The 24513-nt window shown below is 34.3% G+C and carries 31 protein-coding genes and 3 pseudogenes; 11 read left to right on the forward strand and 23 right to left on the reverse strand.

The window, feature by feature from the left end; all coding sequences use genetic code 11:
• Positions 1-3 precede the first annotated feature (3 nt).
• Together ypeB and sleB are read right to left on the reverse strand one after the other, a co-directional pair.
• Positions 4-1344, reverse strand: coding sequence for a germination protein YpeB (gene ypeB / locus NSQ40_RS13625; protein WP_003207312.1), 1341 nt, complete (start codon positions 1342-1344; stop codon positions 4-6).
• A 15-nt stretch (positions 1345-1359) separates the two neighbouring features.
• Positions 1360-2115, reverse strand: coding sequence for a spore cortex-lytic enzyme (sleB, locus tag NSQ40_RS13630; RefSeq protein WP_003204560.1), 756 nt, complete (start codon positions 2113-2115; stop codon positions 1360-1362).
• A 145-nt stretch (positions 2116-2260) separates the two neighbouring features.
• Between sleB and NSQ40_RS13635 the strand changes: the two genes are divergently transcribed.
• A complete protein-coding gene (locus NSQ40_RS13635; RefSeq protein WP_003204562.1) occupies positions 2261-2593 on the forward strand; it encodes a DUF3889 domain-containing protein in 333 nt (110 codons plus the stop codon).
• A 186-nt stretch (positions 2594-2779) separates the two neighbouring features.
• Here the strand turns inward: NSQ40_RS13635 and NSQ40_RS13640 are convergent, their stop codons facing one another.
• Entirely contained in the window at positions 2780-3697 is a 918-nt protein-coding gene (locus NSQ40_RS13640) for a serine hydrolase domain-containing protein (RefSeq protein WP_033796193.1), read from the reverse strand.
• Positions 3698-4217: 520 nt separating this feature from the next.
• On the opposite strand from NSQ40_RS13640, the gene NSQ40_RS13645 reads away from it, so the two are divergent.
• Positions 4218-4883 carry an HAD family hydrolase gene (locus NSQ40_RS13645; protein ID WP_003204566.1) on the forward strand — a complete coding sequence of 222 codons (666 nt, stop codon included), beginning with the start codon at positions 4218-4220 and terminating at the stop codon, positions 4881-4883.
• A gap of 205 nt (positions 4884-5088) precedes the next feature.
• Here NSQ40_RS13645 and kynA read toward each other — a convergent pair whose 3' ends face one another.
• From kynA to kynU, 3 genes are read right to left on the reverse strand one after another with little or no spacing between them, the layout of a single operon-like run.
• Complete coding sequence (gene kynA / locus NSQ40_RS13650) at positions 5089-5928, reverse strand: tryptophan 2,3-dioxygenase (protein WP_003204569.1); 840 nt, start codon at positions 5926-5928, stop codon at positions 5089-5091.
• Between the two features lie 38 nt (positions 5929-5966).
• Positions 5967-6596 carry an arylformamidase gene (gene kynB, locus NSQ40_RS13655; RefSeq protein WP_003204571.1) on the reverse strand — a complete coding sequence of 210 codons (630 nt, stop codon included), beginning with the start codon at positions 6594-6596 and terminating at the stop codon, positions 5967-5969.
• Positions 6597-6599: 3 nt separating this feature from the next.
• Positions 6600-7886: a kynureninase gene (gene kynU / locus NSQ40_RS13660; protein ID WP_003204572.1), complete on the reverse strand. Its 1287-nt coding sequence runs from the start codon at positions 7884-7886 to the stop codon at positions 6600-6602.
• Between the two features lie 160 nt (positions 7887-8046).
• Here kynU and NSQ40_RS13665 point away from each other — a divergent pair, with 160 nt between their 5' ends.
• Entirely contained in the window at positions 8047-8664 is a 618-nt protein-coding gene (locus NSQ40_RS13665; RefSeq protein WP_003204576.1) for a TetR/AcrR family transcriptional regulator, read from the forward strand.
• Positions 8665-8705: 41 nt separating this feature from the next.
• On the opposite strand, the gene NSQ40_RS13670 is transcribed toward NSQ40_RS13665, so the two are convergent.
• Together NSQ40_RS13670 and NSQ40_RS13675 are read right to left on the reverse strand one after the other, a co-directional pair.
• Complete coding sequence (locus tag NSQ40_RS13670; RefSeq protein ID WP_258248386.1) at positions 8706-9143, reverse strand: NUDIX domain-containing protein; 438 nt, start codon at positions 9141-9143, stop codon at positions 8706-8708.
• A 36-nt stretch (positions 9144-9179) separates the two neighbouring features.
• A complete protein-coding gene (locus NSQ40_RS13675) occupies positions 9180-9422 on the reverse strand; it encodes a DUF3977 family protein (RefSeq protein WP_003207301.1) in 243 nt (80 codons plus the stop codon).
• Positions 9423-9639: 217 nt separating this feature from the next.
• Between NSQ40_RS13675 and NSQ40_RS13680 the strand changes: the two genes are divergently transcribed.
• The gene (locus NSQ40_RS13680; protein ID WP_097787209.1) at positions 9640-10191 is read left to right on the forward strand and encodes a hypothetical protein; all 552 of its coding nucleotides are present in this window, start codon (positions 9640-9642) and stop codon (positions 10189-10191) included.
• Between the two features lie 155 nt (positions 10192-10346).
• On the opposite strand, the pseudogene NSQ40_RS13685 reads toward NSQ40_RS13680, so the two are convergent.
• The 4 genes and pseudogenes from NSQ40_RS13685 to acoL form a co-directional block, all read right to left on the reverse strand.
• Positions 10347-10487 (reverse strand): annotated as a pseudogene (locus tag NSQ40_RS13685) (helix-turn-helix domain-containing protein); the annotation flags it as partial.
• Positions 10488-10490: 3 nt separating this feature from the next.
• Positions 10491-11036 (reverse strand): GNAT family N-acetyltransferase, encoded by a 546-nt coding sequence (locus tag NSQ40_RS13690; RefSeq protein ID WP_003207299.1) that lies wholly within the window; start codon positions 11034-11036, stop codon positions 10491-10493.
• 145 nt (positions 11037-11181) lie between these two features.
• Positions 11182-12030, reverse strand: coding sequence for an alpha/beta fold hydrolase (locus tag NSQ40_RS13695; protein ID WP_033796192.1), 849 nt, complete (start codon positions 12028-12030; stop codon positions 11182-11184).
• Between the two features lie 350 nt (positions 12031-12380).
• A pseudogene (gene acoL, locus NSQ40_RS13700) lies at positions 12381-12659 on the reverse strand (dihydrolipoyl dehydrogenase); the annotation flags it as partial.
• Positions 12660-12934: 275 nt separating this feature from the next.
• Here acoL and NSQ40_RS13705 point away from each other — a divergent pair.
• A complete protein-coding gene (locus NSQ40_RS13705) occupies positions 12935-13777 on the forward strand; it encodes an oxidoreductase (protein ID WP_018780595.1) in 843 nt (280 codons plus the stop codon).
• Positions 13778-13853: 76 nt separating this feature from the next.
• Here the strand turns inward: NSQ40_RS13705 and NSQ40_RS13710 are convergent, their stop codons facing one another.
• Genes NSQ40_RS13710 through NSQ40_RS13725 form a run of 4 tightly spaced genes read right to left on the reverse strand, consistent with a single transcriptional unit; the run spans position 13854 to position 16037 of the window.
• On the reverse strand, positions 13854-14216 hold the full coding sequence (locus NSQ40_RS13710; RefSeq protein ID WP_003207292.1) for a DUF4181 domain-containing protein: 363 nt from the start codon (positions 14214-14216) through the stop codon (positions 13854-13856).
• 56 nt (positions 14217-14272) lie between these two features.
• Positions 14273-14719 (reverse strand): NUDIX domain-containing protein, encoded by a 447-nt coding sequence (locus NSQ40_RS13715; RefSeq protein ID WP_003207291.1) that lies wholly within the window; start codon positions 14717-14719, stop codon positions 14273-14275.
• Positions 14720-14737: 18 nt separating this feature from the next.
• A complete protein-coding gene (locus tag NSQ40_RS13720) occupies positions 14738-15580 on the reverse strand; it encodes a PP2C family serine/threonine-protein phosphatase (protein WP_033796191.1) in 843 nt (280 codons plus the stop codon).
• Entirely contained in the window at positions 15558-16037 is a 480-nt protein-coding gene (locus NSQ40_RS13725; protein ID WP_018780599.1) for an HIT family protein, read from the reverse strand. The genes NSQ40_RS13720 and NSQ40_RS13725 overlap by 23 nt, the downstream gene beginning before the upstream one ends.
• A 209-nt stretch (positions 16038-16246) precedes the next feature.
• Here NSQ40_RS13725 and NSQ40_RS13730 point away from each other — a divergent pair, with 209 nt between their 5' ends.
• Positions 16247-16492 (forward strand): hypothetical protein, encoded by a 246-nt coding sequence (locus NSQ40_RS13730; RefSeq protein WP_033796190.1) that lies wholly within the window; start codon positions 16247-16249, stop codon positions 16490-16492.
• 72 nt (positions 16493-16564) lie between these two features.
• Here NSQ40_RS13730 and NSQ40_RS13735 read toward each other — a convergent pair whose 3' ends face one another.
• A complete protein-coding gene (locus NSQ40_RS13735; RefSeq protein ID WP_033796189.1) occupies positions 16565-17404 on the reverse strand; it encodes an ABC transporter permease in 840 nt (279 codons plus the stop codon).
• Positions 17397-18602 carry a quaternary amine ABC transporter ATP-binding protein gene (locus NSQ40_RS13740; RefSeq protein WP_003207288.1) on the reverse strand — a complete coding sequence of 402 codons (1206 nt, stop codon included), beginning with the start codon at positions 18600-18602 and terminating at the stop codon, positions 17397-17399. Before NSQ40_RS13740 ends, NSQ40_RS13735 begins: the two co-directional genes overlap by 8 nt.
• 190 nt (positions 18603-18792) lie before the next feature.
• Here NSQ40_RS13740 and NSQ40_RS13745 point away from each other — a divergent pair, with 190 nt between their 5' ends.
• Positions 18793-19650 carry a glycine betaine ABC transporter substrate-binding protein gene (locus tag NSQ40_RS13745; RefSeq protein ID WP_018766033.1) on the forward strand — a complete coding sequence of 286 codons (858 nt, stop codon included), beginning with the start codon at positions 18793-18795 and terminating at the stop codon, positions 19648-19650.
• 53 nt (positions 19651-19703) lie between these two features.
• On the opposite strand, the gene clpP is transcribed toward NSQ40_RS13745, so the two are convergent.
• Complete coding sequence (clpP, locus tag NSQ40_RS13750; protein ID WP_018766034.1) at positions 19704-20285, reverse strand: ATP-dependent Clp endopeptidase proteolytic subunit ClpP; 582 nt, start codon at positions 20283-20285, stop codon at positions 19704-19706.
• A 21-nt stretch (positions 20286-20306) separates the two neighbouring features.
• The gene (locus tag NSQ40_RS13755) at positions 20307-21005 is read right to left on the reverse strand and encodes an RNA polymerase subunit sigma-70 (RefSeq protein WP_018766035.1); all 699 of its coding nucleotides are present in this window, start codon (positions 21003-21005) and stop codon (positions 20307-20309) included.
• Between the two features lie 145 nt (positions 21006-21150).
• Here NSQ40_RS13755 and NSQ40_RS13760 point away from each other — a divergent pair, with 145 nt between their 5' ends.
• Both NSQ40_RS13760 and rpiA read left to right on the forward strand, forming a co-directional pair.
• Complete coding sequence (locus NSQ40_RS13760; RefSeq protein ID WP_003204611.1) at positions 21151-21471, forward strand: 2Fe-2S iron-sulfur cluster-binding protein; 321 nt, start codon at positions 21151-21153, stop codon at positions 21469-21471.
• A 12-nt stretch (positions 21472-21483) separates the two neighbouring features.
• Positions 21484-22149 carry a ribose 5-phosphate isomerase A gene (gene rpiA, locus NSQ40_RS13765; RefSeq protein WP_003204613.1) on the forward strand — a complete coding sequence of 222 codons (666 nt, stop codon included), beginning with the start codon at positions 21484-21486 and terminating at the stop codon, positions 22147-22149.
• A gap of 106 nt (positions 22150-22255) precedes the next feature.
• On the opposite strand, the gene NSQ40_RS13770 is transcribed toward rpiA, so the two are convergent.
• Both NSQ40_RS13770 and NSQ40_RS13775 read right to left on the reverse strand, forming a co-directional pair.
• Complete coding sequence (locus tag NSQ40_RS13770; RefSeq protein ID WP_003204615.1) at positions 22256-22519, reverse strand: Gp49 family protein; 264 nt, start codon at positions 22517-22519, stop codon at positions 22256-22258.
• A pseudogene (locus tag NSQ40_RS13775) lies at positions 22519-22629 on the reverse strand (Thoeris anti-defense Tad2 family protein); the annotation flags it as partial. The pseudogene NSQ40_RS13775 and the gene NSQ40_RS13770, both read right to left, overlap by 1 nt.
• 153 nt (positions 22630-22782) lie before the next feature.
• On the opposite strand from NSQ40_RS13775, the gene NSQ40_RS13780 reads away from it, so the two are divergent.
• Together NSQ40_RS13780 and NSQ40_RS13785 are read left to right on the forward strand one after the other, a co-directional pair.
• Positions 22783-22989 (forward strand): hypothetical protein, encoded by a 207-nt coding sequence (locus NSQ40_RS13780; protein WP_176545494.1) that lies wholly within the window; start codon positions 22783-22785, stop codon positions 22987-22989.
• Positions 22990-23005: 16 nt separating this feature from the next.
• Positions 23006-23458, forward strand: a complete 453-nt coding sequence (locus NSQ40_RS13785) for a GNAT family N-acetyltransferase (protein ID WP_003207285.1) — start codon at positions 23006-23008, stop codon at positions 23456-23458.
• A 98-nt stretch (positions 23459-23556) separates the two neighbouring features.
• Here the strand turns inward: NSQ40_RS13785 and NSQ40_RS13790 are convergent, their stop codons facing one another.
• Positions 23557-24486 (reverse strand): phosphotransferase enzyme family protein, encoded by a 930-nt coding sequence (locus NSQ40_RS13790; protein WP_258248385.1) that lies wholly within the window; start codon positions 24484-24486, stop codon positions 23557-23559.
• Positions 24487-24513: the final 27 nt, after the last annotated feature.

Below are 24513 nucleotides of genomic sequence, written 5' to 3' on the forward strand. Positions count from 1 at the left end.
TGTTTAATCATAAATCTTTTCGACAGCCTGCATCTTTTTCACTTTTTCTTCAGTTCCGTCATTTGCATTAATAAAAATTTGGTACGTATCTTTTCCTAATGTCCCGACAAATTCATAGCACAATACTTCTTTATGCACATCATTTACAACAACCGCCTTGCGTTCTTCCATTACTTTTACATCTGGATTGATTTTCTTTCTTGCATCAGCAGCCGTTAATTTTGCAGTTGGAATGGTGCGTTTTTGATGTGATGCTAAATATTCTTTTGCTGAAAAACCAACAATTGATCCATCATCTAAAGCAATTTTCATTTGAATTGCTTCTGGATAAATACGCACATTATTCTCATTCACAACGTACGTAAACACACCAATATTATCGTATTGTGAACTATCAAAGAGCTCCATATTGGTAAACTTATGGTCCTTTAAGAAAGTTAATCCTTTACTTCCTGCGTCATTTAAGCTGATTTTTTGTTCCTTAATTTCACGGTTATTCATTACCCATATTGGATATCCACCTTTTTCGGTAATATCCATATAAAATTCATTCTTTGTTTCAGGATCTTGAATTTTCACACTATAAAATGATTCTTTAGCACCTTTTCCGCTTTTCTCAACTTCTACTTTTTCATTGCCTTTTAAATTTAAAAATGATTTTGCTATTTTTGCCGCTTCATCTTTTGAAATCGCTTTACCTTTTGCTTCAAAGCCGCCTTTTTTCGCCTTTTGCATGCTTGTGAAAGTTGGACCGAAATTATTTGAAGAATAGGATGTTACATTTTTCTCAACCGTCTTAAGCCCGTCAATAATCGTGTTATCCGCTGGATCTTTATTTGACGCAAGCGCAAGTTCTACATCCATCCAACGTAAATTATTTTTCAAAACGAGATGCTGTACTTTTCGAAGCTCATCTTGAATGTTGCCAGCATTTGAATATAGAGTTTGAAGCGCTTTATATTCTTGATCGTTTAAAGGTTCTTTCTCTAAATCACGAATGGCAGTGCGATAACTAAAATCACCAATATTCGCTAAAAATTCCTCGGTTTTATTAAACGGCATTAATGTTAAAGGTAGTTGTCCTACATCAGAACGAGCTTCCGATGTTAAACGCCACACATCCGCTAATGCCGGTGATAAAGATGTACGTGAATTCATTGCCAGTGTTGTTCCGATTTTATCGTGTAATAAATCAACCTCATACGCTAAATCATGAAACGCACGCTGATAGCTGTTTTCTGCTCGAATTAACACTGCATTTTTTTCTTGGTGTTCTTTATAACCCCAATACCCTGTTCCAACTACGCCGATTGTTAACAATACAATTACGATACCTCTTAACATTTCTTCACCTCCGCTCTATTTACAGAAAATATGTTTGCCGATTTTTTTAATTTGTGGTCGACTCCAAATCCATTTACTCGTTGCAGTATCTGGATTGAAATAATACAGTGCATTTCCAGTAGGATCCCAACCATTAATAGCATCTAATACAGCTTTTTTCGCCGTTTCATTTGGCGTTAAATAAATTTGTCCATCAGCAACTGCTGTAAATGCACGTGGTTCAAAAATCACTCCAGATACTGTATTCGGGAATGATGCACTTGTCACACGATTCAAAATAACTGCCGCAACTGCAACTTGCCCTAAATATGGTTCACCACGTGATTCACCATAAACTGCGTTCGCCATTAATTGAATATCATTTTGTGAATAACCATTTGGCACATTTGTACCTTTATTTTGGGCTGGCTTATTACTTTGTCCACCCGTGTTCCCTTTATTAGCAGTTGATTTCTCATACTTTGTCGCTTTTACAAGCATCTGCTTCGTCTTAGCCCCCGCTAAGCCATCTACAGGTAAACCGAACTTTTGTTGAAAATTCCTTAGTGCCCAATATGTACCCCAACCAAATACACCATCTACTTTTCCCGTATAAAATCCGTTATATTTCAATCGAGACTGTAGTTCAATGACATCTTCTCCAGAGGCACCTCTTTGAATCACCTGATTAGAAAAGGCTTGGACATTTCTTGTCTGCCCGCTACTTACAATTACAGATATACCGATTAATACAAACAAAATCAGTATTTTAAAAATAACTGTATGACGCATATATTTCCCTCCTTATTTGCAGTGATGATTTCATGGTTATGTTTTGTAAATAAAACGCTTTTATGTAAAGAAGACAAAAAAATCCAAACTTATATGATTTAGACTGCATGTACACAATAAGAAAAACGGCTAAAAGGAGTTTATTATGAAGCGTATTTTTGCATGTTTTGTATTAGGAATTGTATTTGTTACAGCATATTGCAATACATATACTCATTCATCAGTTGTTCACGCACAACCACCATATGCAAAATGGGGTAAACTTGCGGTAGAAAAAACGAAAGAAAACTATCCAAAAGCGCAAATTATTGATTACCTTCATATTGGAAGAAAACCGAAGACAGTGAATATAACAACAGAAAAATTCAAATTATGGCTGCGTGAAGATGGAAAGGAATATGGTGTTTTTGTTGATGTAGAGTTTGATACAAGAACGGAGAAGTTTTTGAAGATTACATTTCAAAAGAGCAGTAGATAATGTTCAACTAACCAAGCTTTTACAGGCTTTTATTTCCCCACTTATCTTCTGTTGTTTCTTTGATTCTTGACATTAGAATCTTATTGTCAGCGAATAGCGGGATTAAAAAAGAGGAAATCATCTCGATTCCCTCTTTTTTATTACTATTTAACTTTCACTTCTTGCTTAACTATACTCTCCTTCTATTTATGTATGATTAACGTTCTCTTGTAAATGATTTATAAATAATTTTAATGGTACTAATCCACGCTTTGGCATTTGACTGCTTATTACCGCTACAATTTCTAAATGTGGAATAATGATAATGTATTGCCCTCCATATCCCATAGCAAAATACATACAATACGGTATGTGAAATCTTCCATTGTCTAATACCCACCAGTGATAACCGTATGCTCCAACATGTTCATATGTCATAAAACGAACCTTACTTGATTGTTCAATCCAACTTGAGGATACAATCTTTTCTCCACTCCAGAATCCATTTTGTAGACATAATAATCCTATTTTTAGCAAATCCTCCGCTTTCATTTTTATGCCAAATCCACCAACATAAATACCTTGAGGATCTTGTTGCCACTCATATTCGGTAATTTGTAAAGGATTAAATAAATATTTCTTTGCAAACTGCTCCGTTGTCTTTCCAGTAGCAACTTGTAGTATACAACTTAACAGATGTGAAGAGCCTGAATTATAATTCATTTTTGCCCCTATCTCTTCCATTAACGGCTTCTGCAAAATATAATTTATCCAATTATCTGATTCCACGAAATCATTTGGAAATACAACTCCATTTCCAAACTCCTGCCACTCTTCACCAGTTGTCATTGTTAACAAGTGATAAATGGTTAATTCCTTCTTTTCTTTCGGTACATTGGGAATCCATTTTGCTATAGGCGTATGTATATCATTTATGTAGCCTTTATCTATTGCTATACCGATTAAAATTGATACGATACTTTTCGTGATAGAATTAATTTTATATAAATTGTGTGCGCATTCTTTTGTTTTATAATATTTTGTTGTTAACTCACCTTGTTGATATACGAGAAATGCATTCACTTTCTTTTTCATAAATTGATTTTCCAACTTGTAAAAATCCAATATGTATTCCTCCAAATGTATACTGTTCTTGTCTGTTTTTACTATTCTACTCAAATCAAATAAATATTTCTATTTCTATGTACTTTCTAAAAAAATATCCAATTTCACGTGTGGCAAACATATACTATAGATATAAGACATGGTCACTCATACTAAGTAGTTTCGTTTTCGTGGAAAAACACTTAATAACATACGAATTGGTATGCTTTTTTCATTGATGTAACAATATTTCCAAGGAAAATAAGTACAAAATAGCATACCAAATAACAGCGTGACAATAGTCATTGTCATTGTTTGAATTATGGTGTTAATTTTATTGTTAAATGCTATGTTATTTCTAAACTCTTTTGAAAAAAAGAGAAAGGTCATTGTAAATTTATGTTAAAATGTATATAAAGATTGTGAGAATTTGTACTTAAACTGATGAGTCAGATTAGTTGAATAGGGATTGGTTAAGTTATTCTGTCTTTATGTTAAACTTTAGAAGTTATTCAGCAATGGTAAAAAGGGAGAGAAAGTAATGTTACAATCACTGATTTTTGATATGGATGGAACTCTATTTCAAACAGAAAAAATTCTAGAATTATCACTTAATGATACTTTTAACCATTTGCGGTCACTAAATTTATGGGATACAGTAACCCCCATTGATAAATACCGTGAAATTATGGGTGTACCTTTACCAAAAGTTTGGGAAGCTTTGTTACCTAATCATTCCAATGAAGTAAGAGAACAAATGGATGCTTATTTTCTGGAAAGATTAGTTGAAAACATAAGAAGTGGGAAAGGTGCTTTATATCCTAATGTAAAGGAAGTTTTCCGTTATTTAAAAGAAAATAATTGTTCAATTTACATAGCGAGTAATGGTTTAACGGAATATTTACAAGCAATTGTGAGTTATTATAATTTGGATAATTGGGTTACTGAAACATTTAGTATTCAACAAATACGAACACTCGATAAAGGAGATTTAGTTAAAACAATTATAAAAAAATATGACATAAAAAAGGCAGCGGTAGTTGGAGACCGTCTATCTGATATAAATGCAGCTAAAGATAATGGTTTAATTGCAATTGGATGTAATTTTGATTTTGCACAAGAAGATGAACTTGCTCAGGCTAATTTGGTAATAAATGACTTAATGGAGTTAAAAACAATATTGCCTGAAATGAAAATAGTTTACTAAACCAACGGGTGCTTTAACTGAATAAGCGAAATAATAAATCAACGCTCAGAATGATATATGTCTGGGCGTTTTTGTTTGTTATTAGGTATGCGATTTATAATGTGAATTACCGTGTTATTAGATATCTTTTTTACACATAATTACAAAGAAAAAAGTACACCACGCTTCAATAAGTGATGTACTAACAATTATATAATCTTTAACTTTATAACTTCGTCCGCACATTCCAAAGTTCTGGGAAAAAGCGTTGATCAAGAACACGTTTTAAATAAGAAACACCAGATGATCCACCTGTTCCCATTTTATTTCCAATAATTCGCTCTACTGTTTTCATATGACGGAAGCGCCACTGCTGGAGCCAATCTTCAATATCGATTAACTTTTCTGCCAGTTGATATAAATCCCAATATTTCTTCACATCAGCATACACCTCTAACCATGCAGCTTCAACTGTCGCATCTTCTTCATAAGGCTGTGTAATATCACGATTTAAAACATTTGGATTGATTGGGAACCCTTCTTTTACAAGTGCCTGAATTGCAACATCGTAAAGACTTGGTGAATGAAGCGCTTTATGCAAACGAGCATGTAACTCTGGATCTTTTTCATAAATTTTTAATGCATGAGGTGTTTTATAACCAAGCGCATACTCAATCATACGGTATTGATAAGACTGGAATCCTGATGCTTGGCCGAGTGAATCACGAAATTCAATATATTCAGATGGTGTGAGCGTTGCAAGAATATCCCAAGATTGAATAATTTGCGATTGAATTTTTGAAACGCGCGCAAGCATTTTAAAAGCTGGAGCCAGCCTATCATTTTGAATAGATTCAATCGCTGCACTAAGCTCATGTAAAATCAACTTCATCCAAAGTTCACTCGCTTGATGAATGACAATAAACAACATTTCATCATGATGATCAGATAACCTTTTTTGACTTCCTAGCAAACTATCTAATTGTAAGTACTCTCCGTATGTCATATTTTCTTTAAAATCCGTATGAATTCCCTTTTCCATAATTACTTTTTCATTTTCTTTCATAAAAATGAACACCCCTTCTATGCATCATCTGCTTGCTCTTATAGTGGTCTTATTACAGCTCGAACTGGACTCCCATCCGCATCTGTCAATGCAAGTGGCAGGGCAATCAGTTCATAATCTCCGTCTTGTACATGGTCTAATACAACATTTTCTAAAATATGAATACCATATTTAAATAATTGGTGATGCGCCGCTAATTCTTTATCATCTAGCGGATCTACAGAAGGTATATCCACTCCAATTAATCGAATGCCTTTTTCCGAAAGAAATGGTGCAATATCAGCACGTAAATACGGAATTACTTGCGGGAATTCCTGTGCATTCCCATGCGAAGAAGTCCGAAGTAATAACCTCTCTACCCCATCTAAAGGGAATTTTTCTAATTCTTTTGCGCCAATACTTTCGATACCTGATACATCTATAATTCGAGCTTTACCAACATAGACATTAACATCTAAATCTAGTACCCTTTTTCCGTTATTATCAAAATGAAATGGCGCATCAATATGCGTACCCGTATGAATACTCATCGTTAATTTTCCAACATTAACAGATCCACTTTGTTCTTTTGCCCATGATACTTCGTATGAAAATGGCGTATCTCCTGGCCATGTCGCAATATCATTATTTAATGGTTGTGAAATATCAATCCAATCAGATTCCTTCATCGCTTATGCCACAACCTCTCGCTTATTTTCAAACTTTTTATATTCTTCATCTTTCATGATTTTCTTCAAGATTTGCACAGATTTCCACACTTCTGCGTACGTGTTATATAAAGCAACTGGCGCAAGGCGAACCCCATTTGGTGCACGAAAATCAGGAATAACTCCATTTGCTTTTAAAGCTTTACATATACGTGCAGCTTCTGGATGCTCTAAATATATATGCCCTCCGCGTTTATCATCCTCTAATGGATTTCCAATTGTAAATCCCATCCCCTTCAGTTCATGGTTGATTAAATTTAGCATATAACGAGTAATGTGTAATGATTTTCCTCGCAATCTTTCAATGCCAGCTTCTTTGAAAATCTCAAGTGAACCAATAAGTGGCGCTGTACTTAACACATGAGGTGTGCCAATTTGATATGCCCCGGCATGCTCAGCTGCTGTTAATGTATGTTCCATATCAAATTGCTTATCTTTTCTTGAACTAAACCAACCAGAAAGCCCTGGAAGACGATTGAAATGTTTTTTGTTTACATATAATCCAGCAACCCCACCAGGTCCTGCATTTAAATATTTATAATTACACCATACTGCGAAATCAACACCCCACCCTTTAAAGTCATGCGGAATTGAACCGATGGAATGGCATAAATCAAAACCAATATAAATACCACGCTTGTGCGCTTCAGCTGTTAATCGCTTCATATCAAGAATTTGTCCACTTCGATATAGCACTGCAGGCAATAAAATTAACGCAATATCATCAGTCATCGCATCAATAATATCTTCCTCTTGCAGCGTTCTACCATCCCTGCTCTTCACTCGTACAAGATGTTCATCTGGATCTAGTCCTTTTAAACGGATTTGACTTTGCAAAGCATAAATATCTGATGGGAACGTTAATTCATCCGCAAGAATCTTTGTACGAATTCCTTTCGGTTCATAAAATGTCGCAATCACTTGATGAATATTCGTCGTCGTGGAACCGGTTACAATTACCTCTTCAGGTAAAGCACCAACAAGAGGAGCAGTTAATTCACCTAATTGTTCAGAGAGAAAAAACCAAGGATATTCTCCTTCTGTCCACCCGTCAATACCATACTCTTTCCATGAATCTAGCATAGTAAGTAAAGATTTTTCTGCTCTTTTTGAAAGTAATCCTAATGAATTACCATCTAAATATATTGTATCTGCTTTCTTATAAAATTCTTTTTGAAAATCAGCAAGTTCATCGTATTTATCACATTCCATTGCATAGTCGTAAGATGGTTCAAATGGCTCTCGATACATTCTTTCACCTTCTCTTAATTTTCTTTTTATTCTAACTAATTGAAATATAACATCAAAACTGACATAACGTCAATGATATTATGTCAGTTGACTTTTTGTATTCGATTCAACTAGAATAAAATTATATTTTCAGATATTTCAGTGTAAAGGAGTGTCCAGTTTGGGAAAAGATCTTCTTTCAACAAGACAACAGCGATCTATAGAAACGAGAAATAAATTATTAAAATCTGCCCGCAATGTTTTTTTAGAAAACGGATTTCACAAAACAACAATCTCTCAAATTATTAAACATGCTGAAACTGGTTATGGTACAGCATATGTTTATTTTAAAAATAAAGACGAGCTCCTCATAGTCCTTATGGAAGATGTTATGAATCGTTTTTACAAAATCGCTGAACGTTCCTTTTTTCCTAAAACAAAAAAAGAAGCTCACAGTATGATTGAAAATCAAGTGCGAGCTTTTTTACAACTAACTGAAGAAGAAAGAAATATATTACAAGTCGTTGAAGAGGCTATCGGTGTGTCAAAAGAAGTTCGACAAAAGTGGAATGACATTCGAGAACGTTTTATTAGCCGAATTATACAAGATATTACCTATTCTCAAAATAATGGATTAGCTAGAAAAGAATTAAATAAAGCAATTGTGGCACGCAGTTGGTTTTATATGAATGAAGCGTTTCAGTGGGAGATTGTCCGAAATGAGATCGATGTAAATCTAGAGGAGGTTGTTTGTACATTAACAGAGCTGTATACGGCAGGCTTATATAAAAATGAATAGCACACTCTCGTCTCTATGAAGAAAGTGTGCTATTTAATCGTTTATAGGAATATTTCTTCTGGATATGGCAATGCTAGCTTTGGTCTTTCCTGTGATGAAAAGTATTGAAGTTTTAACGATTCCTCATCTATCGCTCTCAACTCTCCTCCAACTCCCTCACATTCAAACACAGCAACGATATATTCCACTTGATCTCCATTTGAATATGTATGACGGAAGTCTTTCCCTCCAAAAATCCCTTTTATTTCTTTCACTTGTACTCGTGAACCGGTTTCTTCCCACACCTCACGAACAACTGCTTCTTCTGGAGTTTCACCTGGTTCAATTGCTCCTGCAGGTAAACTCCAAAATTCCCCACCGGGATATTGAAATAAGATTTCCCCTTGCTCATTTTTAATAATTGCCGCTACGCTCGGCATGAAAATAAGATCAGACCCTACTTTTTCACGGATTTGTTTGTAGTATGTAGAAATCGCCATATGCCATTCTCCTTACAGATTTTCTGTATGCTTATATTATTGTACTTTACTCACAATCCCCAAAATAAACTTATACTCATTTCGATTTTTTCTCATCTTTTTAAACCCTTCTTTTGAATCAAAAATCAAACAAGTTTTTCTAAACCAAACTCGTAAATAGCATGATTCAAAATAAATAGGTTTCACAACTCCTTTTTGCTCAAACTCTGTTCCATCTTCTCGTTCTATTTCTGTTCGAACCAACCATTTATTTCCGATTCCGGCTTCTATGTACTTCACTTACAACTCCCCTTATATGAAATACTTACATCTTCCTTAGGAAATGTTGTTCTAAGCATTCTACTATTTCCCTGGTAAGCGCAGATTTTGACAGATTCTCTATTATTTCTACTTAATTGAAACTAGAAACATTCCTGTTATAAAGAAAAAGGAAAAAGCTTCATATATACCGAATAACACAAAAATAATCCATTCTTTTGAAAGAGGTATATATGTTATGAACGATCAATTTACTACTCTCCTAAGTGAAATGACCTTTATAGAAAGACAATATGAATTTCGAAATCCAGATGTTGTTCTCTATCATCCCGGTCATTACACAGAATTAAATGAACAAATCATCACATTATTTCATGAGGAAGGCTTTAAAACAATTATGATTCCCAGTGTACCTAATGCATTTTTAAATGCTAATGAGTTTATCTTTCATAAAGAAATCCTAGTTAAATCAGGAATTCCTCAAGAACTAGTTATTCCAATAACAGGAGAAGCGAATACAGCTAACGATGTTATAAAAAACGCAATGCTTCTTCTATCAAAAACAACAGAAAACAAAAATATTTTATTAGCGGGAAAAACTTTTTTTATGAAAAGATTCTTGCTTATAGCAACTGCGTTTGCTACTAACAACATGACTATTGATATTCTTCCATTACAAGATAATAGAAATCTTACGAAAGATACATGGCACTTAACCGACATCGGTAGAAGGAGGGTATGGAATGAATACCATATGATTTCCAAATTTCTTAAAGAAAACTGCCCTTAAATCGTAAAGTAGTAGACTTTATCGCGTTGACCAGTTTAAAAGATTTCCCTTCTTTATAGAAATTTTTTTGATCTACTATTTCCCCGGTAAGCGCATATTCCGACAGAACGTGCACTTACATATAAAAGAAGCAGATTGATAGAAGCCTGCTTCTTTTATATCTGAAATCGCTGCATCCGTTTATAAAAAGTACTACGCGGGACATCTAACAGTTTTGCCGCAAGTGATACATTTCCCTTTGTTTTTTGAAGTGCCTCAATCATCCCATTCCGCTGTATTTTTTCACGAAAGGTTAATTATTATCCATTAAATCTCCCCATAATAATAGTGTTATAATATTTATCATCCGCAAGTCTTTTGTCATTTTTTAATATACCTTCAATTTCAAAACCAAGTTTTTCATACAATTTAATTGCTTTATCGTTTGTTTCTAAAACATTTAACGTCATTTTTTTTATATCATTGGCATTAGCCCAAGATATGGACTCTTTTAAAAGATTTTTCCCAATCCCATATCCCCAAAACTCTTTTAATACGCATACTCCAAATTCTACTTTATGAGAGAATCTCTTTAAATACACTCCCTCACATCTTGAAAACCCAACAATTCGATCGTTCACTACCGCGACTAAAAATAAGTTTCTTGGACTTCCAGTGTCCGTTTTAATGATTTCTTCAAATCCCGTTGTATCTATGAATCCCTCCCCTTTTTCTCTGTCCAGATTTTCAGTTTCTCCATCAATTTGTAATCTTAATTTAGACAAATCATTTGCATCTTTATCCATTGCAGATCTAACAGTATAATTAATCCCATTTACATAAAATTCTTGTTTGTTAATAATCATAATATACTCCTTTGATATTAAGTTGATTTAGAAGAATAAGACAGGTAAAGATCTTAGTAATTTACTGCAATTTTAACCAAATAACCTCCACATTCGTTTCAATTAAATCGTTTCAAAACATCATTATAAAGATGCCCCTTTTGATTTAACGAATCTTCTGTTGCTTTTCATATGAATCATTAAAACTGATATTCTCTGTTCGTATCATCCATTCTTCTACTAGACTCTGGAATAACTCAGGTTGTTCAATTTGTAAGTTGTGACCGGCCATATCTAAAACAGCAAATGTTGCTCGTGGATACTCTTCAATAGTCTCCAATAAATCTTGATATCCTACAACTATATCTTGCCTGCCAGCGAGTAAAAGAACTGGTTTTTCGTATTTTTGTCCATTTGTATTGAATGATAACGTATAATTTCTTTGAAGCGTTTCCACAAACTCTGTATTGGCTACTGTAAGACCTGATTTGATTTCTTTTTTATATCGATTGTAAGTATATTCATTTGCTATCACTGCTAACTCACAAAACTCGTTTCTTTCATCCGATGAAAGTTTATTTAAAAATTCATCATCACTTATAATCCTATTATATTTTGGGACTGTTCTTGCTTTATGATTCGCAATTATAACAGGGCATATCAGCAATAAACCATCAATTCGCTGAGGCATTTTTGAAAGTATTGCTTTAGACAAATATCCGCCATATGATTCTCCTACAAGTAGAAAATTTTCATCAGGAATAATTTTTTCGATAAATAAAGTCAAGAGATCTAATAAAATATCAGAACTATTTATCCAATTAGGGGCAGTCGATTTTCCCATACCTGGTAAATCAATATAAATGCGCTTATAACCTGCATGTTTATGAAACACTGACTCCATACATCCCATCATGAGCCTATGATCGACAGAACATCCATGTAAGAGAATTACAGGTTTTCCCTCGCCAATTATTTTATAATATATTTGTGTATCTTTAATGTGGCATATCATAAGAAATCCTCCTTATTTTAAATAAAGGTTTTCTATTTCATTTCTTCATTCAACTTAAAATATGCTTTAAAGGCTGATTTACAACCACTAAAGTTTTTAACATAATAAGTTAAGAACTTTTTATAGAGGTAATATATTTAAAGGAGAGCTTTGCGTCCAACCGACAGAATATACGTTCTTATTATATAACACTCAACAAGTGACTGACAACTCTGATTTTTCAGTCCAACCCGTTTTTTACTTACAAATAAAGGATCCTTACATATCAATGTCAAATTGTTTTAGAATTCGGTCGTACAATAAAAAAGAACAAGTTTTATATAAAACTCGTTCTTTTTCAACCATACTATTCACACATGCACAGCATGCCCTATCGGCCTGTAATACTGCTTCATGAATCGCTTCCGATAATGTCGGATACGCTGCGATAAAATCTCGCATTATATCAGCTGTTACTTCTGTATGAAGCATAACAGTTCCTTGTCCAATCAGAGTTCTGTCGCACGAGGCCCGACAATCGAAATTCCAATGATTTCTTGATACTTCGGCTCAACTATTACTTTCACTTTCCCAATTTGTTCTCCTAAAATAAGTGCTTTTCCATTTTCGGTAAATGGAAATTCCCCAACAGGCTTGTTCTTTTGTCATTTCATTCCCTTTACTTTCAGTTGTTTTTAACATGTCCAGCCCTCCTATTTTCTTGTTCACCTTTTATATCGCAAGTACCGCGCCAATTTAAAACTCTTGAAATGATAGTTTTTTTCTCTTTTTCAAAAATACTTGTTTAAAAGATATAATTTGCATTAATATAGAATGCTAGTTAGTATGCTATTTGATTTACGAGAATAATAGATTTTCTACATGTACATCGTTATGATGTAAGAAAAAAGAAAGTGAGCGGAAAATGAGTAAAATCGTGATTATTACAGGTGCATCCAGTGGATTTGGATTTTTAACTGCCCTCGAGCTTGCGAAAAAGGACTATTTCGTCATCGCTACAATGCGTAATCTTAATAAACAAACGGAATTATTATCTCAAGCTGCTGCATTACACTTACAACAAAATATCAAAATTCATCAATTAGATGTAACAGATCAAAAATCTATACATGCATTCCAATTGTTTTTAAAAGAATTAAACCAAGTAGACATTCTCGTCAATAACGCAGGCTATGCGAGTGGTGGATTTATAGAGGAAATTCCGGTAGAAGAATATCGTAGACAATTTGAGACGAATGTATTTGGAGCAATATCCATAACTCAAATTGTATTACCTTATATGCGAAAACAAAAAAGTGGGAAAATTATTAATGTAAGTAGTATTAGTGGCCAAGTTGGATTCCCAGGTTTATCCCCCTATGTTTCTTCAAAATACGCATTAGAAGGTTGGAGTGAATCCCTTCGCCTAGAGGTAAAACCATATGGAATAGACGTTTCATTAATCGAACCCGGTTCCTATAACACGAACATATGGGAAGTTGGGAAAGAACTTGCCGAAAATTATTCAGAATCAACCTCTCCTTATAAAGCGTATATGGATAAAATACAAAATCATATTAATAATGGCAGTGATACATTTGGCAATCCAGTAGATGTTGCAAGAAAGATTGTAGCGATTGCTGAAGCAAAAAACGCAACATTACGATACCCAATTGGGAAAGGTGTAAAATTGATGATCGTTGCTAAAAAAATTCTTCCGTGGAGAGTATGGGAGTTTCTTGTTTTGAGGAGTTTTAAGAAGATGTAATGTAAAAAGACTACTGATAAATAAGAGTCGTTATACACATTGAAATTGGGATAACGACTCTTATTATCTAGCTCTTTTAACCAACAGGTTGGAATAAATATATCATTACATTAAATGTAATCATTAAACAAAATACTCCCAATAGAGAAATTACATATTTTTTTGATTTTTTATCATATTTCCATTCCATATACGCCCGAAAAAGCTGTTGCGTACCTAAAAATACAAATAATATATATACACCCTTTATATACTCTGAAGTATAAATACAAACAAAGCCAGCCACTAAATAGATTATGATTATAATCCGCTCTCCCCATTTATGAAGCTCATTTACAGGCTCATAAATCCAGCCACTTTGTTTTGGTATATTTAATTTCTTTCTCACAAGCTTTTCTAAAAGATATAGTACGAAAATCCATAGAATCAACACAATCACTATTGTGAAAATTGTTCATCCCCCCATCCTTAAAAATCCAATGTTACACATATTAATTAGGAATATACTTTTTGAGTAAGTAAATGCGCAATATTATTGCCCTTTTGTTCTATCAAAGAAACAATCCCCTCAGGATAAGTCAGTTTATCTTTTAACTCCTGTATACTTTTCCATATAAGAATAATATTCTTATGTTCTTTATGAAATAACACTTCACTTATAGACTTTACAGGTTTACACCAATGAAACAACGTACATTGATGGTGTGATTCTCCATCAACTTCAAATATGTGTTCATTTACAATCGCTAATTCTGCTACTCGAACTTGTAAATCATATTCCTCAAGTAACTCCCGTATAATCGCTTCACATGCCGATTCTCCATACTCAATCGATCCACCTGGAAAACGATAAAATGTCTCTTCTTCATTACATTGAACAAGAATTTTAGAATGCTCCTCATCTATGATAATAGCTTCCGCGCGCAATAAGGGCCTTTTCATTTCCTACCCCCTATTTTACTAATTTGAAGATCGTATTTTCTCCGGCTGATCGCTTGGATAAGTAGCATATACACGATTATCATAATCCCAACTAATTATCGTTGCACTATCTCGACCAAGTTGGTGATGAACATGCTCTAGTACATTTTGAATACATTCTGTTAGTTTCACTTTGTTTTCATATATATCTTTATATAAATGAATTGGATTTTCATAACGACGTTCTCCGTATTCTAGTACGCCATCTGTTACCATTACGATTCTATTTCTTCCTGTACGTAGCTCTCGAGCACCTGAAGAATAACATGGAACAGGTAAAGAAAATGTATTCACATTCCCAATCCATTCATAAAAATGACGTTGGTTCAGCATATACTGTCCTAGCTTATGTAACTCTTCATGAAATACATAAACGAGGCAATCTCCTATAGAAAACCACCAAATATAATTTTCTTTTCGCACACAAATTAAGCATGCTGTTTCACCCTTTACTTGCTGACACGCCTGTTGAAACGAATTAGATTGAAAAAGTGTAAGGATATGTTTTTCAACAGAACGGAATGCTATTTCAATTGGTTCTTCTAATAAAACTTTTATATTTTCATAGTCATTTTGGATTGTATTTACTACTAAGGCGACACTTTCTGCACTATTGTGTCCATCTAATATCATCGCAAATTCCCAATCTCCATTTGACCAAACGAAAGCGCCATCTTCATTCTTCTTTGCGCCTGCACTCGTATTTCCACCATATCTGCCAAGCACTATATCACCATACTGTTTAACTGAAATTTCGCCTAAACACATTTCATCACTACCAACCCATGAATATTGTGTATTATTTGTTGTATGCATACTCATTCACCATATACGTTCGTATTCTTTCGCATAGTTTTTGGATTTGTTCTGCTTGTCCATAAGGTGCACCTTTCCAATTGGCGATCTTAGTTGGTGACCAAAATTCCTTCGGTGTATTTGGATAACGAGGAATTATATGCATGTGCATATGATTGACTCCATTACCGGAAACGAAAGCATAAATATGTTCTGCACCCTCGCATTCTTTTAATGCACGGCTTACTCTACTCGTAATTAAACCAAAAGCTTTCGCTTCTTCTTCTGTTAATTCAGCTAATCCTGGTGCATGTCTTTTTATATCAATCATTACATATCCGAGATACGTTTCCTCTTCTTCCCAATGAACATGCCCCACATATACGAGTTCATCTTCATAGATTGCCCCGCCTAGCACCTTAATCTCCCCTTTATGTTTCTGACATATAAAACAGTGTGCTTCAAAGTGACTTTGTGTCGACATATGCATCCCTCTATCCCTTGGATTTACCATTATAATACCATAAAACACCCTTCCGTTCAGACTATTCAGAAATAAATTCATTATATATTCCTGTTATTTCAATTTAACAGTATAAACCTTTGTAATTCTTTTTCATCGAGTCACCTTTAAACAGAGATGGGCATTTATTATAGAAAAAGAAATCTTTTCTTGAAGGAGGAACAAATCATATGCATCCACATTGGAATTCTCACATGAATTACCCACCAACCTCTTATTCAAACAACGCCGTACGAACTACACCACCAATCCCTAATGATTTTCATTACATGATGCAACGTATAGCGAACCTGGAACATCAATTAGCAAAATTGATCTCATTGATTGAAGAAAATAATCAATTAATAAAAGCGATGGAACAACAACAAAATCAAGTGTGTGCACCAGCTGGAAGTTCAGTAATTGTGCGTATGTAACCTTATTTCATTCAAATAAAAAACACGCATCATAATAAGTAGCCTCACTTACGATGCATGTTTCATTTCTATTTACACTCTTCTTTTCTTATGAAATCCTTGCGTAATCCGATCTAATACAATCGCAATGACTACAATAGCTAGTCCAGCCTCAAACCCCATTCCAATGTTAACCTGTGTTACAGAACGATATACATCTACCCCAAGTCCTGGTGCACCTACAAGCGAAGCTGTAACAACCATCGATAAAGAGAGCATGATACTTTGGTTTACACCAGCCATTATAGTTCCCGTTGCAAGAGGTAACTGAACTTTAAATAACTTTTGCGATGTAGTTGAACCAAATGCATTTGCAGCTTCAATTAAATCTTCTGGTACTTGCCTAATCCCTAAATCAGTAAAACGAATCGTTGGTGGCATCGCAAAAATAACAGATGCGATAATACCAGGAACAACACCTACTCCAAAGAATGTAATCGCTGGAATTAAGTATACAAATGCTGGCATTGTTTGCATAAAATCTAATGTTGGCCTCAATATTTTTGAAAATCGCTCATTTTGAGATGCTAAAATGCCGATTGGGATTCCAACAATGATGGAAATAATGACTGATGTAAGAACAAGCGCTAATGTTTGCATCGTTTGTCCCCAGTAGTTAATGTTTAGAATAAATAATAAGCCGATTAACGCAAATACCACTAAAGATATTTTCCTTGTTGTATACCAAACGAGAAAACATACGATTATAATCATTAAAAATGCTGGAATTAATGTTAAGAAATTTGTAAGTAAATCAACGAAACCACCAATGATGTATGAAAATCCTCTAAACAATCCTTCAAAATGCGCATATAAACTCGTAACAAATACATCGACCCATTCACCTAAAGGAATACGCGGAATACTATTCATCGTCATTCACCTCTTCCTCAATATTTCCTGCAAGGGCTTGAATGACACTTTCTCGTTTTATGATGCCTCTTAACCTTTTCTTTTCATCAATGACTGGTAATGGAAGCTTCATTTCCGCCATTTTCGCATACGTTTCCTCTAGTAATGTATCTAAATATACGTGCGGAATATCTTTTAGTAACAAGTCAGCAATTGGCCACTGCTTTTGAACAGCTTTACTCGCATCATCCGCTGTTAATATCCCTAAAAACTCGTGTTTTTTATTTACAACATATACGGTAGATACCCCTGCATTTCTCATAATTTGCAGGGCCACTCGAGGGCCGCGGTCAATCAATAATGTTTCTGGTCTTTTTAAAATAGATTCAGCCGTAATCACTTTTCCTAAATTCACATCCGCAACGAATTTCTCTACGAATTCATTAGCTGGGCTTATCATAATTTCTTCTGGCGTTCCAATTTGCACAATTTCTCCGTCTTTCATTAATGCGATACGATCCCCAATTCGAAGTGCTTCATCTAAATCATGTGTAATAAAAATAATCGTTTTTTCCATCTTATCTTGTAGCTCTAACAGTTCATCTTGCATTTCTTTACGGATAAGTGGGTCTAATGCGCTAAATGACTCATCCATAAGTAAAACATCTGGATCATTCGTAAGAGCTCTTGCAATTCCAACGCGCTGCTGCATACCACCGCTTAATTGTCCTGGGAAGCTATCTTTATGATGATTCAATCCAACTAATTTAAGTGACTCCAAAGCTTTCGCTTCTCTTTCTTCTACTGGTACTCCTTGTATTTCTAATCCATAGGCAACATTTTGTATCACGGTACGATGAGGAAATAACGCAAATTTTTGGAAGACCATACTCATCTTTGTTCTTCGTACTTTCCTAAGTGCCTCTTTCCCCATTGTTGCGATATCTTCCCCATCTATGTATATGTGGCCTGCTGTTGGCTTTATAAGCTGATTGAGCATTCGAACAAGAGTTGATTTCCCGCTCCCAGATAGCCCCATAATGACAAAAATTTCTCCTGTATACACTTCAAATGTTGCTTTTTTCACCCCAACGTTCATTCCCGTTTCTTTTAATATTTCTGATTTACTTTTTCCCTCCTTTAATAAGGCGACTGCTCTTTGAGGGTTTTTTCCAAATACTTTTGTTACGTTTTCAACACGTACTTTTGTATTTTCCATACAACGACTCCTTTTCTGCCTATCTATTCACATAGTGTAACGATTTTAAACAGAAATATTACATAAAGAGGCTTTTTTTAAAATTCTTGTTTCCGTTCATAATAAGAAGGTTCACTTATAGATTTATTCCTACAAACAACGTGATGCAAAACGGAATCAAAAATTTCTATTTACGAAACGGGAGGACTCGATGAAACAGAAAATATGGCTTATAAGCATTTTGTTATTTATCAGTATGATTATTACCTCTTGTAATGCCACAAATGCAAATACAAAAGGAAAAATTAAACTTGGTGTAACAAGTTGGAAGGAAAATATTGCGGCTGCAAATATGTGGAAAGTTTTATTGGAAGAAAAAGGATATAAAGTTGAACTCATGTATTTAGAAAAAGCAGCCATTTGGACTGGCGTCGCTCGCGGCGATGTTGATGCAAACTTAGAAGTATGGCTTCCCGTAACCGATAAGCCCTTAAATGACCGATATAAAAATGACATTGTCTTAAAATCGAAATGGTATGAGGGAACTGGACTTGGATTAGTCGTTCCTTCTTATATGAAAGACATTAACAGTATCGAGGATTTAAATACCCATAAGGATGAATTGGATAATAAGATTGTCGGAATTGAGCCTGGTAGTAGCCTTATGAATTTAACAGATAAAGCAATGAAAGAATATGATATAAAGCTAAAACTTGTCCAATCTTCAGAAGCAGCGATGATGAGTGAGCTAAAAAAAGCATATACACAAAAGAAACCCATCGCTGTAACGCTTTGGAATCCACACTGGAGCTTTTCAGAATTTGATTTAAAATATTTAAAAGACCCTAAGAAAGTATATGGTGAAAAAGACGACATTTATTACTCTGTACGAAAAGGTTTTGAAAAAGATTATCCAGAGATTGTGAAATATTTCGACAGATGGAAAATGAGTGATGAACAACTTGGTACATTGATGGTTATGTTAAATAAAACAAAGGATCCCGAAGAGGCGGCTCGAAAATGGATTGAAAAGAATCAGGCGTTAGTAAATGAGTGGATAAAAGATTAATTTATTACGCAAAAATAGGCCAGGGAGCCCAATGTTCTCTGGCCTATTTTAAGTTATTTTTTTTCAATAACAGCATCGACAATACCATATATTTTAGCTTCTTCCGCAGTCATAAAGTAGTCTCTTTCTGTATCAAGAGCTACCTTTTCAACTGGTTGACCTGTTCGATCTGATATAATTTTATTAATATCATGTTTTAACTTTAATATTCGTTTTGCAGTTATTTCGATCTCTGTCGCTTGCCCTTTCACTCCGCCAAGCGGCTGATGAATCATAATTTCACTATTTGGAAGCGCAAACCTTTTCCCTTTCGCTCCAGCGAGTAATAATAGCGCTCCAAATGAAGCTGCGAAGCCCATACAAAGCGTTTGAACATCAGGTTTAATCAAATTCATTGTATCTAATATCGCAAATCCCGCTGTAGTTGAGCCTCCTGGACTATTGATATAAAGAAAAATATCCTTCTCCGCATCTTCTGCTTCTAAAAATAATAACTGTGCCACTACACTGCTTGCTACTTGATCATTAATTTCTGATCCAATCATGACAATACGGTCTTTTAACAACCTTGAATATATATCATAGGAGCGTTCTCCTAGCTTTGTTTGCTCTACAACATACGGAATTGTATTCATCATAATCCCTCCATCTACTTTTTAAGCTGCGCATAGCATATAACCGTAAGAAGAAGGTGTTTTTGTATTGAATAATAACACAGGCTGCTTAGATGATAGATGTGTAAAGTCGATTGTTGGAAGAAGTCTTGTTAACAATTCTGGTTTTTGTTCACGAATAGCTGTTACAACTACTTCAACGTCATCATCCTGCCCGGCTAATTCAATCTCCTCTTCTTCACTTACCGTTTTCAATCTATTTCTACTACGAAACAACGAAGCCTTCACTGCGCCTTCTGAGATTGAACATATTTCCGCAATATCTGATAAGCTGTATTGAAAAACATCTTTTAACAAGAAGATAACGGATTGCTGTACATTTAATAAAGACAAGACTTTCTCCGCCATCTCATGCAAATCAGCAATTTTTTCATGTGGTTCTTCAAATGTAATCTCCTGCTCTAATTTCTTCTTAGCTGATTTTGCTTTCATTTGATCGAGCCATTGATTTCGAGCGATTTTATATAGAAGCGTAATACAAACATCTTTATGTTCTACACCTATATATTTTTGAAGTACTTTACAAACCGTTTCTTGGGCCAGGTCTTCCCCATCCCATTTGCTTTTTGTTAAAAAGGTACAGTACCTTTTTAACTCCGCATAATTTTCAATGATAAAGTTTATATTTGAATGATTCATATCGATATGATTTTTTAACATTTGAGTTACTTTTGTGCACAAAATAACCACTCCTTTTCAGCGCTTACTTAATTAACGATTGAACAAATCAAAAAGTTACGGGGCACATAAAAAAATTTAATGTTTATGTTTGTAAATGTGGGGTCATAAATATGTTATGTAGAATTTTACATGAGGAGGCAACAATATGCCAAAATTAACCGTTGTAGGCAGCGGAACATTTGATGTCAAAGAAGGAACGAAATTAGTACTAGCACTTGTAGATAATGGTATCCATATTCTTCACCGCTGCGGTGGAAAAGCACGTTGTACCACTTGCCGTGTCGAAATCATAGCTGGAGATTTTTGTGAACCTACACATGTTGAGAAGAATGCTATTACTGAAAAAGGCATTGAAGATCATTTGCGATTATCATGTCAAATGCATGTACATACTGATCTCACCGTTCGTCCCATATTAACAGTTGAAAATTCCGGATTAGATGCTGGGCCACGGCCTGTAGAATGAAAAGGCAACAGAATGACGGATTTAAAACGCTTAGCTGGTGAATATGCTGCTGATTTTGTAAAAGACGGGATGAAAATCGGCCTTGGTACTGGTTCTACTGTATATTGGACAATACAAAAATTAGGACAGCTAATCAGCGAAGGTTTAACGATTCAAGCTGTACCAACATCAATAGAAACTCAGAAATTAGCAGTGCAGCTTTCTATCCCTTTAATTCCTTTAAGTGACGTTGATTACCTTGATCTCACGATTGATGGTGCAGACGAGATTAACCCCAATCTACATTTAATTAAGGGGGGCGGCGGCGCTCTTCTACGTGAAAAAATAGTCGCCACTTCTTCCCAAAAACTCATTATAATCGCTGATGAATCAAAACTGGTAAAAGATTTAGGTACCTTTCCTCTTCCTATTGAAATCGTACCGTTCGCTTGGGAGCAAACTGCAAAACGAATTCAATCCTTTGGTTGCCAGACGATTTTACGTACCCAAAATAATCAACCATTTATAACAGACAATGGCAATATGATCTTAGATTGTGTTTTTCCAAACCAAATAACGAACCCAATCGAAACTCATCAGCAGGTAAAAATAGTAACTGGTGTAATTGAAACTGGTTTATTTATTAATATGGTAAATAAAGCGATTATTGCAACTGAAAAAGGAATAAAAGTATTATGACAAAACTAAAGGGCATGAGCCCGGTACAATACGAAGCCCATGCCCTTTAGTTTTGACTAATGAAGTAACCTGTCTAACTTTTTGAGATCACTTCACTAATAGCGACTTACTTAACTAATTTAGCTAATTCACATTGCAATCTATATTCTTCTAATTCCCAAATCTTATTTACAATTCGTTCTTTACAGCATTCCATACCAATATCCATATCATAATCAGCAGAGTCAACACATGCGCTGGATTCAGTTAAAATAAATCCATTTGGCAATTTCGCAACTACGACTGTACATTTGCCATGAAATTCTTCTACTGTCCATTGAGTTTTCTCTAAAATATTATCAATATCCTGTTGAGTTACCGTATTATCCATTATTCAACAACCTCCCAATCTTCTGCTAACATATCAGTTGGTGAAGCTAACCAAGGAACAAAATGTTCTTGTACTGTTTTCATTGCAATATATGCAACATATGAGACATTATGTCCTCTATGCTTGTTTTATAAAGACCACGACACTAATACACCGTTGACCGTCTATATGAATTCCATTGGTCTTTTGTCCTAATGTGGTTTCTTACCGCCCTCTGCTCATTCTCCGAATTCATATATGATAAAATTAATTCAATCGCTAATATGTCCAAACATGTAATTTTCATAGCAATAAAATTAAAACTAAGCTTACAACGTCATTCAAAATTAGATGAAGCAAGTGCATACAATTCGAAAAAGAGTTTCAAGTGGTGTATTATTATCGATATTGAGTCAGGTCCAAAGACAGGAAAAAAACCAAAAAATGGGCTTCTCGATATAAAACAGTATCTTTATATTCCCATCATATAAGAAAGGACTGAATAAGTTGAAATCAAAACAAATAAAAGAAATAGCTGACTTAGAAACTGCCTTTCAAATTCGAAAAGAAGTGTTTGTCAAAGAACAAGGTGTTCCTCTGGAAGATGAATTTGATACATTCGATAAATTAAATGATGTATGTCATCATATTTTAGTTTATTTTAATGAAATACCTGTAGGGACTGGACGCATAAGATTCGTCGATAACATTGGTAAACTAGAAAGAATCTGCATATTACAACCTTATCGAAAACATGGTTTAGGCAAAGTAATTATTCAAACATTAGAAGAGATTGCTAGAGAAAAAGAAATATCCAAAGTTAAATTACATGGGCAAACACATGCAGAAGGGTTTTATAACAAACTAGGCTATCATACTTCTTCAGACGTATTTATGGAAGACGGTATTCCGCATATTCTTATGACAAAGGATTTATCGATTAAAGAAGTTAGTAAATAATAAAGTAAAATCCCCTTTCTGCACTATATAAAGGAGATTTTAAAACGATTCATTTATAATATACTCTATCAATTCTTTCATCTATACATTGTCGTCTCTTAAACTATCTCTACTCCCTTTATTGTTTCTTCAATCGCCTCTTTATTTGTTAAAATCCAAAAGAACATTTCTTCATTTAACTTTAATAATTCTGCTGATTGAACAAAATAAGTAATGAAGATGACTTGAATACCTAGCATTACATACCAAATCGCCTGAATTTCTGCTTCTGATAAAGAATTCTGTTTATGGTATCCCTCAAAAATATTTCGAACAATATATAACCAGTCACTTCTTAATTGTTCATCACAAAATACTTCGCTTAAAATACTAGTGAAACAGTAGCACAAATCAAACACTCTCACATTTATTTCTACAAGTTCAAAATCTATAAATCCTTGAAACTCATCTTCCTTAAAGATTAAGTTAGATAAATGCATATCTCGATGAATGAGTTGCCTTGGTAACAGCGTAATGGAGTCTTTAAAGTCTTTTTGCAGCTGGTTCATAGTTTGAATGAGCTCAGGATGAACTTGCTCACTGCTTTTCAAAATAGGTGTGGCCCAATCATAAATTACATTGTACAAATTACGTTCCACAAATTCGTCTACATGATTTGTGGAACAAAGTGCCTGATGTAACTTAGCAACTTCATTTCCAATAGTATTACTTAACACTTTAAGATTTTCAACGCGTTTGACTTCTACAACATTTCCCTCTACATACTCATACATACAATAATATTTATCATCTTGTAAAATATAGCTTTCGTTGCCTCTCGTCTTCAAAAGCCTTTGTATTCTAATTCCTTTTTGTGCAAGTTGATTTAATACATTTGTTTCAGCCAACAACTGCTTTATCGAACCTTTTTCTTTTAATATATAATTTTGCTTATTCCTTATAATCTTCGTTACTTTCGGTTGGATTGCTTCTGCTGTTACTTGCTCGTCTTGAAACCAAAAATTTGTAATATCTAATATGTGTTCCATTGTACATATACCCCTTTATGAAATCCG

The sequence above is a fragment of the Bacillus sp. FSL K6-6038 genome, from assembly GCF_038050455.1.
GTDB lineage: Bacteria > Bacillota > Bacilli > Bacillales > Bacillaceae_G > Bacillus_A > Bacillus_A pseudomycoides.